The organism is Tepidibacillus decaturensis (genome assembly GCF_001561915.1).
Classification (GTDB): Bacteria; Bacillota; Bacilli; order Tepidibacillales; family Tepidibacillaceae; genus Tepidibacillus_B; species Tepidibacillus_B infernus.
In genome coordinates, this window is sequence record NZ_LSKU01000001.1 from 1,688,742 (window position 1) to 1,703,424 (window position 14,683).

The 14,683-nt window shown below is 41.6% G+C and carries 11 protein-coding genes; all 11 read right to left on the bottom strand.

Annotated elements, in window-relative coordinates; all coding sequences use genetic code 11:
* Positions 1–52 precede the first annotated feature (52 nt).
* Complete coding sequence (locus tag U473_RS08050) at positions 53–1,831, bottom strand: acyl-CoA dehydrogenase family protein (RefSeq protein ID WP_068725151.1); 1,779 nt, start codon at positions 1,829–1,831, stop codon at positions 53–55.
* A gap of 29 nt (positions 1,832–1,860) precedes the next feature.
* Complete coding sequence (locus U473_RS08055; RefSeq protein WP_068725153.1) at positions 1,861–3,039, bottom strand: acetyl-CoA C-acetyltransferase; 1,179 nt, start codon at positions 3,037–3,039, stop codon at positions 1,861–1,863.
* Between the two features lie 15 nt (positions 3,040–3,054).
* A complete protein-coding gene (locus tag U473_RS08060; RefSeq protein ID WP_068725155.1) occupies positions 3,055–5,457 on the bottom strand; it encodes a 3-hydroxyacyl-CoA dehydrogenase/enoyl-CoA hydratase family protein in 2,403 nt (800 codons plus the stop codon).
* 74 nt (positions 5,458–5,531) lie between these two features.
* Positions 5,532–6,674: an acyl-CoA dehydrogenase gene (locus U473_RS08065; RefSeq protein WP_068725157.1), complete on the bottom strand. Its 1,143-nt coding sequence runs from the start codon at positions 6,672–6,674 to the stop codon at positions 5,532–5,534.
* Positions 6,675–6,697: 23 nt separating this feature from the next.
* On the bottom strand, positions 6,698–7,837 hold the full coding sequence (locus U473_RS08070; RefSeq protein ID WP_068727555.1) for an acyl-CoA dehydrogenase: 1,140 nt from the start codon (positions 7,835–7,837) through the stop codon (positions 6,698–6,700).
* Between the two features lies 1 nt (position 7,838).
* Positions 7,839–8,690 (bottom strand): 3-hydroxybutyryl-CoA dehydrogenase, encoded by an 852-nt coding sequence (locus tag U473_RS08075; RefSeq protein WP_068725160.1) that lies wholly within the window; start codon positions 8,688–8,690, stop codon positions 7,839–7,841.
* Between the two features lie 85 nt (positions 8,691–8,775).
* The gene (locus U473_RS08080; protein WP_068725162.1) at positions 8,776–9,951 is read right to left on the bottom strand and encodes an acetyl-CoA C-acetyltransferase; all 1,176 of its coding nucleotides are present in this window, start codon (positions 9,949–9,951) and stop codon (positions 8,776–8,778) included.
* A gap of 19 nt (positions 9,952–9,970) precedes the next feature.
* A complete protein-coding gene (locus U473_RS08085) occupies positions 9,971–12,061 on the bottom strand; it encodes a (Fe-S)-binding protein (protein ID WP_068725164.1) in 2,091 nt (696 codons plus the stop codon).
* A gap of 62 nt (positions 12,062–12,123) precedes the next feature.
* Positions 12,124–13,104 carry an electron transfer flavoprotein subunit alpha/FixB family protein gene (locus U473_RS08090; protein WP_068725167.1) on the bottom strand — a complete coding sequence of 327 codons (981 nt, stop codon included), beginning with the start codon at positions 13,102–13,104 and terminating at the stop codon, positions 12,124–12,126.
* 15 nt (positions 13,105–13,119) lie between these two features.
* Positions 13,120–13,878, bottom strand: coding sequence for an electron transfer flavoprotein subunit beta/FixA family protein (locus U473_RS08095; protein ID WP_068725169.1), 759 nt, complete (start codon positions 13,876–13,878; stop codon positions 13,120–13,122).
* A 17-nt stretch (positions 13,879–13,895) separates the two neighbouring features.
* A complete protein-coding gene (locus U473_RS08100; protein ID WP_068725171.1) occupies positions 13,896–14,675 on the bottom strand; it encodes an enoyl-CoA hydratase-related protein in 780 nt (259 codons plus the stop codon).
* Positions 14,676–14,683 lie beyond the last annotated feature (8 nt).

A 14,683-nucleotide genomic window follows, 5' to 3' on the forward strand; every position in this document is an offset into this window, starting at 1 on the left:
TTTTGACACTCCCTGCGAGGATGGCTTTCTACAGCCATCCTCTTTCATTTCCTTACACCACGTATTTCTCCGCCTCCAAAATACGTGCAGCAATGTTGCGTTTTATTTGAACCGTGTTGATAGGGGTGTAACGAGTGAGTTTCTTTAAGATCGAGAGTTGTGTTCTTAACACATCTCCCTCTTCCAACGACGCTAGGGTCACCTTTGCTAGTTGAGACAATCTTTCAAAAGTCTCTTGGAAGTAGACTTGGGTCATTTCAATCTTTTGGATAGACTTCTCTACGCCGACCTTGTTTATGGATTTTAATGTCCGTAAAAGAATACTTTCTAATCCATAGATTTCGATGATCATATCGGAAATATTGCGCAAAATTTCTTGTTCCTGTTCTAGCTTTTGTTGATATTTTTGAACTGCGATTCCAGCCACCATTAGTGCCATTTTCTTGGTTTTTTCTAGCAGATCCTTTTCTTGGTTTAATGGAGTTTCTTCAAGTATGGAAGGCATGATTCCCATCAGTTCTTGTTGTAACCCTTGTGCTTTTGCTAAAAGTGGGAGTTCGCCTTTTAATGCCTTTTTCAATAGAGTTCCCGGGATTAAAAGACGGTTAATCTCGTTCGTTCCCTCAAAAATTCGATTGATTCGAGAATCTCGATACAATCTCTCAATTTCATATTCCTCAATAAAGCCATACCCTCCATGGATTTGAACCCCTTCATCTACAACAAAATCTAAGGCTTCTGAACCGTAAATTTTGTTTATGGAACATTCAATTGCATATTCGGCAATTCCATTAGCCACTTTTCGCCCTTCGTCTTCTTTGACACCTTTTAATGCGTTTAATGAATCCTCAATTAATCCACCCGTCCGATAAACAGTGGTCTCATTCACATACGTTCGAATTACCATATCTGCCAACTTCTCCTGAATCAGTGGGAATGAGCTAATCGGGGTCTTGAACTGCTTCCGTTCCTTGGCATACTTCACCGCAAGATCAATTACTCGTTTGGAAGAACCCACTGTACCAATTCCCAATTTGTATCGACCAATATTTAAGATATTAAAGGCGATCACATGACCTTTTCCGACTTCCCCTAAAAGATTTTCCATTGGAACCTTTGCATCCTCAAGGATCAATGGACGAGTCGAAGAACCACGGATTCCCATTTTCTTTTCCTCCGGTCCAACTGATACGCCTTCGAACTCTCTCTCCACGATAAAAGCAGAAAATTTATCCCCATCAACTTTCGCATAAACGACAAAGACATCAGCAAAACCTGCATTGGTAATAAACTGTTTCGTTCCGTTTAAAATATAATATTTGCCATCTTCACTTAATACGGCGGTTGCCTTTGCCCCTAATGCATCAGAGCCTGATGTAGGTTCGGTTAAGGCGTAAGCGGCGATCTTCTCCCCAGATGCTAAAGCTGGGAGATATTTTTGACGTTGATCTTCATTTCCAAAAAACACAATGGGAAGTGAACCAATCCCGACGTGCGCTCCATGACTTAAGGCAAATGATCCTGCTTTTGCGATATTCTCCGTAATTAAGGACGAGCTGATCTTATCTAACCCAATTCCGCCATATTCCTCAGGTACATCTGCACCGAGTAGCCCTAATTCTCCTGCTTCTTTTAATAGTTTCACAACCAAATCAAAATTTTTGTGTTCGATCGCCTCAGCTTGAGGGAGGATTTCTCCTTCGACAAAGTCCCATGTCGTTTTAGCGATCATCACATGCTCCTCATTAAAATCCTCTGGTGTAAAAATATCTGTTGGCTTTACATCCTCAATTAAAAAACTACCACCTTTGATTTGCTTTTTATCTTCCATCCGAATCCCCTCCATCACATCTATTATTTTTATAACAGTTCAAAGACTCCTGCGGCTCCCATTCCTCCGCCAATACACATCGAAACCACACCATATCTTCCATTTCTTCGTTTTAATTCATGTAAGAGTGTCACAGAGAGTTTGGCACCTGTGCAGCCTAATGGGTGCCCGAGTGCAATTGCTCCACCATTAACATTTACTTTTTCTGGATCAAGTCCTAATTCGCGAATGACATAAACTGCTTGTGCGGCAAAGGCTTCATTTAATTCAAACAGATCAATATCCTCAAGTGTTAATCCTGCTCTTTCGAGTGCTTTTGGAATCGCCGTTACAGGCCCAATTCCCATGATATCTGGTGCAACACCTGATACTGCATAACTTATAAAACGAGCGATTGGTTTTAATCCAAGTTCCTCGGCCTTTTCCCTTGACATGACCATCACTGCAGCAGCCCCATCACTGGTTTGTGAGGAGTTCCCCGCTGTCACCGTGCCATTTGCCATAAATGCGGGTTTTAACTTTGCTAATGCTTCCATTGACGTATCCGTACGAACCCCTTCATCGGTGTCAAAGATAATCTCTTCTTTACGTACCTTGCCTGTTTCATCCATCATTGTTTTCGTTACCTTAACAGGGACGATTTCCTCTTTGAATTTCCCTTCCGCAATTGCCTTTGCTGCTCGCTGATGACTTTGTAATGCGAAAGCATCCTGTTCTTCTCTAGAGACTTCGAATTGCTTTGCGACTTGTTCTGCCGTTAATCCCATCGCCATATAAGCTTCTGGCATATGTTCCATTAACCATGGATTCGGAGCTAGCTTATTGCCACCCATTGGAATCATACTCATACTCTCTGCGCCACCGGCAATAACCACATCAGCAAACCCGACCATAATTTTTTCAGCTGCAATTGCAATCGTCTGAATCCCAGAGGAACAATAACGGTTCACCGTCATTCCTGGAACGGTTTTTGGTAATCCCGCACGCAAGACAATATTCCTAGCCATATTCATTCCCTGCTCCGCCTCTGGAAAAGCACAACCGATGATTACATCATCAATTTCTTCTGGTTTTAAACCTGGTGTTCGACGTAATAATTCTTCAATTACATAGACTCCTAAGTCATCAGGGCGAGTATCCTTTAACATGCCTTTAGGTGCTTTACCCACCGCAGTTCTTACTGCTGCAACAATGACAGCCTCTCTCATTTTCCATCCTCTCCTTTAGTTTCGAAGTGGTTTCCCAGTTGTTAACATATATTGCATTCTTGCTTGTGTTTTTGGTTCACCAACCAAGCTTAAAAATGCTTCCCGTTCTAAATCGAGCAAATATTGTTCGGAAACCATTGTATTGGCTGGTACACTACCTCCTGCGAGAATAAAGGCTAATTTCTCAACAATCTTTTGATCATGTTCACTAATCATGCCACTAACGAGGAAGGAATAAATTCCTAGGCGTAAAGTGTTATAGCCCGTTTCTCCTACTACTGGAATTTTCTTTGGCTTTGGTGGCCGATAGCTAAGTTGATCAAGTGCTATAACCGCTTGTTTCGCATCATAGATTTGCGTATCCCGATTCACTGATATTCTATCCTGCTTTCTGAGATAACCAAGCGTTTTTGCATCTTTTGCGCTCGTCGAAACTTTTGCCATCGCAATCGTTTCGAATGCTCGATTCACAAGTGGCTGAACATCCATTGTTAGACCATCTGGAATTCCTTCCAGACTGCGAAGTAATAATTCTTTCGTTCCGCCCCCACTAGGGATGACGCCAACACCAACCTCGACAAGTCCCATATAGGTTTCTGCGGCCGCCTGAACATAGTCCGCTCCAAATGCGACTTCGGCACCACCACCTAATGTCATTCCAAAAGGTGCAGCTACAACAGGCTTATCTAAATATTTCAACTTCATGTTGGCATCTTGGAACATCCGAATCATTAAGTCTAATTCATCCCAATTTTCATCCTGTGCTTCCATTAAAATCATCATTAAATTGGCACCAACGCTAAAATTCTTCGACTCATTGCCAATCACAAGACCTCGATAGTTCCTCGACACTTCTTCTGCGCTCTGGTTGATCATCGAAATAATATCCGTAGCGATCGAATTATTCGGAGAATGAAATTCAAGTAAAGCCACATCATCGCCTAAATCAATAAGACTAGCACCAGAATTAGACTTGATCACCTTCTTTTGTTCTTTTAAGTCGGCTAAAGAAATTTTCTTAGGATTTTTTGAAATGCTTTCAAAGTTTCCATTCATAGACAGATAGAATCGTTTGCTTTCTACTTTCTCATAGAAATGAGTTTTACCACTTTCTAGAAGTGTTTTTACAAATAGAGGAATCTGAACACCCTCTTCTTCCATTCGTTTTACAGATTTTTCAACACCAATGGCATCCCAGATTTCAAAAGGTCCTAATTCCCAGTTAAACCCCCATTTCATCGCTTGATCGATATTCACAATATCGTCAGCGATCTCACCTAATTTATTGGCTGAATAGAGCAATACTTGTTTTAACGTGTTCCAAGCAAATTGTGCCGCTTCATCTTTGCCATAAACAAGTGTCTTTAATTTATCTTTTAGGGTTTTGGTCTGTTTCGCCATTTCAACGGATGCCGATTTGAATTTTTCCTTTGGCACATATTCCATTGTCTTCTGGTCAAATACAAAGATTTCTTTGCCCTTTTCAGTCATCACCTTTTTATAAAAACCTTGCTTGTTCTTATCACCAATCCATCCCTGTTTTACCATTTCAAGAATATAACTTGGAATCGTAAAGACGCGTTTTTCCTCTTCATCCTCTGAGTTGTCTCTTACATTATTGGCCACATGGACAAATGTATCGATTCCAACCAAATCTAACGTTCGGAAAGAGGCGCTTTTTGGCCGTCCCATTAATGGTCCTGTTATCAAATCCACCGCATCTGCCCGTAATTCCATCTTCTCCATCTCATGTATGGTAACCATTAATCCATATGTGCCAATTCGGTTGGCAATAAAGTTAGGTGTATCCTTTGCCAACACAATTCCTTTGCCAAGGACGTTCTCACCAAAATCCATCATAAATTCCACAATTTCTGAATCGGTTGTTTCTGCAGGAATTACTTCTAATAGTTTCATATAGCGTGGTGGATTGAAGAAATGAGTACCTAAGAAGTGCTTTTTGAATTCATCGGATCGATCCGCCACCATTTCGTTAATCGATATCCCTGATGTATTGGAACTGACAATGGTTCCTGGCTTACGATATGTTTCAATCGTTTCTAGCACTTTCTTTTTTATTGCTAGATTTTCCACAACAACTTCGACGATCCAATCCACCTCTGATAAACGATGCAAATCATCTTCCAGATTGCCGATTTGGATGATGTCAGCATCTTCAACTGAGTAGAGTGGCGAAGGTTTCGTTTTTAATAGAGCTTGTTTTGCAGTAGCTGCCAGTCGATTTCTTACTGCTGGATGATCAAGTGTAAGACCTTTTTTCTCTTCATCAAGCGTTAGTTGCGTTGGAACGATATCCAATAGATAAACAGATATTCCTACATTGGCCAGATGGGCTGCGATTCCTGAACCCATCACCCCTGAACCTATCACCGCGGCTTTTTTAATTTTCCTTTTCATGGACAAACCTCCATTTCAATTTCAATGTTCAGTGTCAAATTAAGGAGATCATATACACCTTTTCTATTTTTTCATTACTCTTTCAATAAGTAGTTAGCTATAACTACCCGTTGAATCTCATTTGTGCCCTCATAGATTTGCGTAATTTTGGCATCTCGCATCATCCGTTCTACTGGATAATCTCTGGTATAGCCATATCCACCAAAGATTTGAACGGCTTCAGTGGTAACCTCCATCGCCGTATCTCCAGCCATCAATTTGGCCATGGCCGATTGTTTGCTATATGGAAGACCGTGATCCTCTAGCCATGCTGCTTGATAGGTTAAGAGTCTTGATGCTTCAACTTTTGTTGCCATATCTGCGAGTTTGAATTGAATCCCTTGTTGGGCGCTAATCGGTTTGCCAAATTGAACCCGATCCTTCGCATAGTTCAGCGCTGCATCCAAGGCTCCTTGAGCAATTCCAACCGCTTGTGCCGCAATTCCATTTCTTCCACCATCTAATGTCATCATTGCAATTTTGAACCCTTGCCCTTCTTCCCCTAATAAATTTTCTTTTGGAACCCGTACGTTCTCAAAATGCAATTCAACGGTTGTAGATGAACGAATTCCTAACTTCTTTTCTTTCTTTCCAAAGGTAAAGCCTTCCATCCCTTTTTCTAAAATAAAGGCACTGATCCCTTTATGTTTTTTTCCTTTATCTGTAGTGGCAAAGACAATATAGGTGTCTGCCTCCATTCCGTTTGTTGTAAAAATCTTTGAACCATTGATCAGGTAATCATCCCCATCCTTCACCGCCGTGGTTCTGAGATTGGCAGCATCAGACCCAGCACCATTTTCCGTAATTGCAAAAGCACCTAGTTTTTCTCCCGTTGCTAGAGGCTTTAAGTATTTCATTTTCTGTTCCTCATTGCCAAACTTATAGATGGGCCAACTGGCTAAAGATATATGGGCTGACAAGGTAACGCCAACCGATGCATCGACTCTTGAAAGCTCTTCAACGGCAATCACATAACTCAAAAAGTCTGATTCTGCCCCACCATATTCCTCTGGCCAAGGAATCCCTGTAAGTCCTAATTCTGCAATCTTTTCAAATATCTCTCGATCAAAAAACTCTTGTTCATCCCTAAGTGCCACTGTTGGTTTCACCTCATTCTCCGCAAAGTCCCGTACCATCTTCCGAAACATTTCTTGCTCCTCAGTTAAACGAAAATCCATATCACTCATTCCCCCAAAGCTTTCTATTTAAATAGTTGATTCGCAATCACCATTCGCTGAATTTGATTTGTACCTTCGTAAATTTGTGTAATCTTCGCATCTCGAAAATATCGCTCAACTGGATAATCTCTCATATACCCGTATCCGCCCATAATCTGAACCGCTTCTGTTGTCACTTTCATCGCGACATCACTGGCAAACATTTTGGCCATGGATGACAATTTTGTACTATTCCCCTTTGCTTGATGAACTGATGCTGCTTGATAGATGAGTAATCTTGCTGCTTCAATCTGTGTGGCCATATCTGCAAGCTTCCACTGGATCGCTTGAAAGGTAGAAATCGGCTGTCCAAACTGTTTTCTTTCTTTCGCATACTGGATACTTGCTTCAAGGGCTGCTTGCGCGATTCCTAGTGCCTGAGCACCAATACCGATTCGTCCCCCGTCTAAATTGGACATTGCAATTTTGAAGCCTTCACCTACTTGCCCTAACTGATTAGCTTTTGGTACTTTGGCCTGATCAAAATGAAGCATCGTTGTATTGGAACCATGAAGTCCCATCTTTTTTTCCTTTTTGCCAATCGTAAACCCGGGCGTATCCTTCTCTACAATAAAAGCCGAAATTCCCTTTGTTCCTTTGGTTGGATCGGTAACGGCAAAGGTTACATAGAGATCTGCAACTCCACCATTGGTAATGAAGATTTTGCTTCCATCCAATTGATAATGATCATCTTTGTCGATCGCTATAAGTTTAATTCTTCCAGCATCTGAACCTGCCTGTGGTTCTGTCAATGCAAAGGCACCAATCATCTCCCCTTTTGCTAGCTTTGTTACATATTTTCCCTTTTGTTCCTCTGTACCAAAGTTGAGGATGGGTAAAGTTCCAACGGAAGTATGTACCGCTAGAATGACACCAACCGCAGCACTTGCTTTTGAAATCTCTTCGATTGTAGCAATATAGGAAATAAAATCAGCACCTACCCCACCCCACTCTTCTGGGATTGGAATACCTAGAAGACCAAGTTTCCCCATTTTCTTGATTAACTCCAAAGGAAATTGATCACTTACATCGATTTGGGCTGCAATTGAGGCAATCTCGTTTTTCGCAAAATCCCGTACCATTTTTCGTATATACTCTTGCTCTTCGGTAAAATGAAGATTCATCTTATTCATAGACATAGAAACCACGTCCTGTTTTTCGACCAAGCCATCCAGCTTTAACATACTTTCGTAAAAGTGGACAAGGGCGATATTTGGAATCCCCTAATCCCTCATGAAGAATCTCCATGATTGACAAGCAAGTATCCAAGCCAATAAAATCGGCTAATTCTAAAGGACCCATCGGATGATTCATCCCTAGCTTCATCACTTGATCCACGGCTTCTGGTGTGGCCACTCCTTCATAGACGGTATAGATAGCCTCATTAATCATCGGCAATAAAACACGATTGGAGATAAAACCTGGAAAATCATTCACTTCTACAGGTGTTTTCTTCATTGTTTTGGCTAAATTTTCAACTGTTTGGTACACAACATCCGTTGTAGCTAATCCACGAATCACTTCCACTAGTGGCATCACAGGAACCGGATTCATGAAGTGCATTCCAATCACTTGATTTGGTCGACCAGTTACCGCTGCAATTTCCGTAATCGGTAATGAGGAAGTATTGCTTGCTAGAATCACGTCGGGTCTAGCGATTTGATCAAGTTCTTGAAAGATTTTCGTTTTGGTTCCCATATTTTCCGTTGCAGCCTCAATAATGAAGTCCGCCTCACTCGCCAATCCTAATTCCGTCGTCAGTTGGAATCGAGCAAGGATCTGCTCCTTTTCTTCTACTGAGATTTTTCCCTTTTCGATATTGTGAGTAAGATTTTTTTCAATCACCTTTAGACCTCGTGCAAGATATTCATCTTTAATATCTTGCAGAATAACTTGAAAACCTGTTTGAGCAGCCACTTGGGCAATTCCGCTTCCCATCTGTCCTGCTCCGATCACCATGATCTTTTGTATGGACACTTTCCTCAACCCCTTTCAATATCCCAACCTTATACCCAAACTTCAATAACCTACCATTACATCAATCAAACGAAGAACATAAACTCTAAACTTGAACAAGAATAGCATCCCCTTGACCGCCACCACTACAGATGGCTGCTATTCCCAATCCTCCACCACGACGTTTTAATTCATAAATTAGGGTGAGTAAGATTCTCGTTCCGCTTGCGCCAATTGGATGACCAAGGGCAATCGCTCCCCCATTGACATTCACTTTTTCCGGGTTCCATTTGACAATTGTGGCACTGGTTAAAACGACGGAAGCAAAGGCTTCGTTCACCTCAATCAGATCGATTTGGTCAATCGTATATCCTGTCTTTATCAACAATTTATTAATCGCTTGACCAGGGGCAATGGCTAAATAAGGAGCTTCCACTGCAACTTGTGTATGACCGAGAATGGTTGCTAATGGTTGCAAACCATATTCTTGAGCCTTTTCTTCTGACATCAGTACCATCGCTGCTGCCCCGTCATTAATTCCTGGTGCATTTCCTGCTGTAACGCTCCCATCCTGAGTAAATACCGGGGGTAATGTTGCTAGTTTTCCTAAGCTCGTATCTCTTCTCGGTGATTCGTCTGTATCAACAACCAGCGAAATCTTTTTTTCCTTAATGGTGACAGGAACAATCTCTTCGGCTAATTTGCCATTATCGATCGCTGTAATAGCAAGTTGGTGGCTACGTAACGCCCATTCATCCTGTGCTTCACGGGAAATTTCATATTCCTTAGCCACATTACTTCCATGAACCGCCATGTGAACATTATGAAAGGCACAGATTAAGCCATCATGAACCATGATATCGATCAACTCGTCATTCCCCATCCGCATTCCGAATCTTCCATTTTTCAACGCATAGGGAGCTTGGCTCATACTCTCCATTCCCCCAGCGACAATCGTATCCGCATCCCCACTACGAATGATCTGGTCACCTAAGGTCACACTTCGTAAGCCTGAAGCACAAACCTTGTTAATCGTCTCTGTAGGAACATCCCAATCCAATCTTGCTTTCCTTGCTGCTTGTCGAGAAGGGATTTGGCCTGCTCCACCTTGCAGAACCATCCCCATTATCACTTCATCTACCCAATCATTTTGAACTCTCCCCCGATCTAGGGCTCCCCGTATCGCAATTCCACCTAGCTCGGATGCCGACATGGATTTGAATGCTCCACCTAATTTCCCAAATGGTGTACGAGCGCCACTTACAATCACAGTTTTCCTCACAATGACTCTCCTCCTTTTACTAAACCAAAGATCTTTCTAATAGCTCCACCACATCAAGCGTTTTCACATCTTCTTCGACTCCTTTAGCTTTGGTACCGTCAGAAATCATGGTTAAACAGTACGGACAAGCGGTTGCAATGGTAGTTGGGTTTAACTGTAAGGCCTGCTCCGTTCGAAGGACATTAATCCTTGTTCCCTCTTTTTCCTCTAACCAGATCAAACCACCACCTGCACCACAGCACATCGCATCCTGTTTACTTCGTTCCATTTCTACTAATTCCACACCGGGGATAGATTTGAGGATCAAACGTGGTGTATCGTAGTTCTCGTTGTACCGTCCAAGATAACAAGAGTCATGATAGGTAATTCGTTCTTTTACTTCTTTTTGTGGTTTAATTCTTGCCTCTTGAATTAGCTTTGCAAGGACTTCTGTATGATGATAGACCTCTGCATCTAAACCAAACTCTGGATACTCATTTTTAAATGTGTTATAGGCATGAGGATCGATCGTTACAATCCTTTTTACGTTATACTTTTGGAAATTAGCGATATTTTCTTTCGCTAATTGTTGGAACAGATACTCATTCCCTATACGACGTGCAGAGTCTCCTGAATTCTTTTCGTCATTCCCTAAGATGGCAAAGGTGATTCCTGCCTTTTGGAAGATTTTTACTAAGGATTGGGCAATTTTTTTACTGCGATTATCAAACGAACCCATCGAACCCACAAAGAATAGATACTCAAATTCCTTCGTTTCTTTTACCGTTGGTACCATAATATCCTCTCGTTCCTGCCGCCAATTGGCTCGTTCCTTTCGATTTATTCCCCAAGGATTTCCTTGCCGCTCAATATTATTTAAAGTCCGTGCCGCTTCTGGACTCATCTCTCCTTGAGTTAAAACTAGATAACGCCGTAAGTCGACGATTTTGTCCACATGCTCGTTCGTTACCGGACATTGATCCTCACAGTTCCGACAAGTGGTACATGCCCATATCTCTTCTTCTGTGATGACATCTCCAATTAATTGCAGTTCATCAAGCGGTTTTAATGCCGTTGCACCATCCGTTGTTACCACAGCCTCTTGACGGGCAAGTACCGACGGGAGCCCAACGGATGCGGGATCTTTAAAAATATGTCCCGGAGCCCATGGCGTTGTATGTGGAGCAACAACCTCCCCTTTTTCTGTAAGATGATCTCGTAGTTTTATGATCAGTCTCATTGGCGATAAGGCTTTCCCTGTGGCAGAAGCAGGGCACATATTGGTACAACGACCACATTCTACACAGGAATAAAGATCCAATAATTGCTTTTGCGTAAAATCTTCAATTTTCCCTACACCAAATTCTTCTTGTTCTTCATCTTCAAAGGAAATAGTAGATAACTTTCCAGGTGAATGTAATCTCTTATAATAGACGTTGACGATTGCAAAAATCTCATGAGCCTGCTTAGATTGAGGGAGATAGACGAGATAAGATAATAGAAGTAAGATGTGTGCCCACCAAGCCGCATAAAAGAGGATATATGCTTCGTTAGTTGGAATGTTGTGAATGACAAAATAGATAAAAGAAGAGAATGGTTTGTAAATGGTTGCATCCTCATGTAGAATCACCATTTCAGCTCCACCGGCAACAATGACAGATGTCATTAATGGAGCAAGGAACCAATAGACAAGCCCTGCTCGAAAACTCCGTTGTAATCGTGGCAGTTTTTCTACATATCGTCGATAAGCCATGAAAAGTACCGCAAAGAAAACGGATCCGACTAATAGTTCTTGAGATAATGTAAAGAAATGATAGAAAGGCACTGGGAGGTACCATCCATTGACCATCATAAAACCTTTCCCAATTAAATCGATTGCTCCGAATTGAACAAGAATCGCACCATAAAATAAAAAGACGTGCATCACCCCACTCTTTTTATCCTTCAGCAACTTCTTTTGACCTAATACAAATGTAACGATTGATTTCCATCTTGCCTTGGTATTCTTCTCTAAGTTGGGATCTTTCCCTAATTTTATATAGGTGTAACGAGCATATAACACTCGGTAAAATAGCCAGAAACCATAGATAACTACAACGATAAACGCAAATAGGTTAAACAGTTGCCACATTCATCTCCCTCCTCTTTTCTTGTTTCATAATAGCGATGTTTCAGGATATATTGAGTCGATGTTCATTCATTTTTAAGTACTTTGAGTTCGTCGACTAAGATGGGCAAGACATCGAATAAATCACCGACGATTCCGTAATCAGCAATTTGGAAGATGGGGGCTTCTGGGTCTTTATTCACAGCAACAATAACCTTTGAATTGGACATTCCTGCCACATGTTGAATCGCACCAGAAATACCTAAAGCAATATATAAATCGGGTGTAACAACCTTGCCTGTTTGACCAACTTGTAAGGAGTAATCAGCGTACTCGGCATCACAAGCACCACGAGAGGCACCAACAGCGGCTCCAAGATGATCAGCCAATTCATAAAGCTTCTCAAAACCCTCTTTGCTTTTCATTCCCCTCCCACCAGAAACGACAATTTTCGCTTCACTCAGATCTATACCCTTGCTTGCTTTACGAAGAACATCTCGCACCTTTACTCGTAACGCATTATTAGAAGGAGTAAAGGAAAGTGGAATCTTCAGTCCACTTCGGGAAGAATCTGCATCTTCCATTGCGATATTATTTGGACGAATGGTCGCAAAAACAAGTGAATCATTGCTTACTTTTTTCACAAATGCTTTTCCTGCATAAATCGGTCTAGTAAAGACAATCTTTTCATCTATCATTTCTATTGCAATAGTATCTGTTATCAACCCAACTTGTAACGCGGCTGCAATCTTTGGTGCCATATCTCGAACGATGGATGTATGACCCATTAAGATCACATCAGGTTGAAACTGGTTCACTACCTCAAGAAAAGCTTCTTTGTACACATCAGTTACATATTGCGTTAATAATGAATCTTGAACGACAAAAACTTTATCTGCACCATGTTCGGCTAGTGCTTGAACATATTCATCAGCGTCAGTGCCGAATAAGACACTGGCAATTTCCCCACCGTCGACTATTTTTTTTGCTGCTGCTAATACTTCAAAAGAGACATTACGCAGCTTTCCGTTTTTTTCTTCCGCAAAAACCAATACCTTTCGGCTCATTTTGTCTGCTCCTCTCTATATCACTTTTGCCTCGTTATGCAATAACTGAATTAATTCTTTTGCCTGCCCATTGATTTCACCAAAAAGAATCCTTCCTGCACTTTTCTTCGATGGTAGATAAGTTTCGAGCGTTTCTGTCTTTGCTTGAATCGCTTCTTTCTCTATCTCGACATCTGGGCGACTTAATGGTTTTTTCTTGGCCTTCATAATACCTGGTAAAGAAGGATATCTGGGTTCATTCAATCCTTGCTGAGTCGTAATTAAAACAGGTAGTGAAGCTTCTACAACTTCCGTATCCCCCTCAACATCCCGATGAACGGTTACATGTTGATCATCCAATTCAATTTTGACGGCGGTTCCGATAAAAGGAATACCTAAAATCTCCGCGATCCGTTGTGGCACCTGTCCAGAACCATCATCTACTGCTACATGACCCGCCAAAATCAGGTCATAGGATTGTTCTTGAATCACTTTTGCAAGAACTTGTGAAACCGTATATTCATCCCCAAATAAGTTCTCATCATCTAGTAAAATGGCCTGATCTGCTCCCATTGCGAGTGCTGTACGTATCGAGCTCTCAAAACGATCTGGTCCCAAGGAAAGGAGAGTAATCGTCCCACCATGGTTTTCCTTGATTTTTAAGGCCTCTTCGACCGCATACTCATCATAGGGGTTAATGATGAACTCTACACCTTCTTCACTAATTTGCCCATCTTTTAAGACGATTTTTTCTTCTGTATCAAAGGTTTGTTTTAATAGGACTAGAATATCCATCCATTTTTCCTCCTCTACTATTTATCTTCAAAAAAAGGAACACGTTTTTCTAGGAAGGCTTGAGTTCCCTCTTGTTTATCATCAGTGGTACAAACCTCACCAAATAACTTTGCCTCGTTCTTCAATCCTTCTTCTAACGTTCCTGCCAAACCTTGATCAATTGCCTCTATCGATTTTGCAATCGCGATTCCACCCTTTGTTGCAATATGATGAGCCAGTTTTTTCGCCTCGACTAAAACGCTTTCATGTGGAACAACATGATTAACAACCCCGACACGATAAGCTTCTTCTGCTGAATAAAGGTTCCCTGTTAAAATCCATTCGATCGCAATAGAACGGTTGGTTAAACGAGTGAGTCGCTGTGTCCCTCCAAAACCTGGGATAATTCCCAAATTGATCTCCGGTTGACCGAATTTCGCTTGATCTCCAGCGATCCGAATGTGACAAGCCATTGCTAACTCCATTCCACCTCCAAGACATACCCCGTTGACGGCGGCAATCACTGGTTTTTTCATCTTTTCGATTTGATCAAACAATTGTTGTCCCGTACGTGCTAATCGTTCCCCTTCTTCTTGAGAAGAAATTGCGGCAATCTCTTTAATATCTGCACCTGCTATAAATGCTTTTCCCTGTCCTGTTAACACCACCGCTTTCACTCGTGAATCCACACACATCGCTTCTAGAGCTGTCTCTAGCTCCTGCAACGTCTTCATACCTAACGTGTTGACTGGCGGATGATTAATCGTAATCACAGCAACTCGATCCTCTAATTCATAATTCAAACGTTCAAATTCCATTTCGTTTT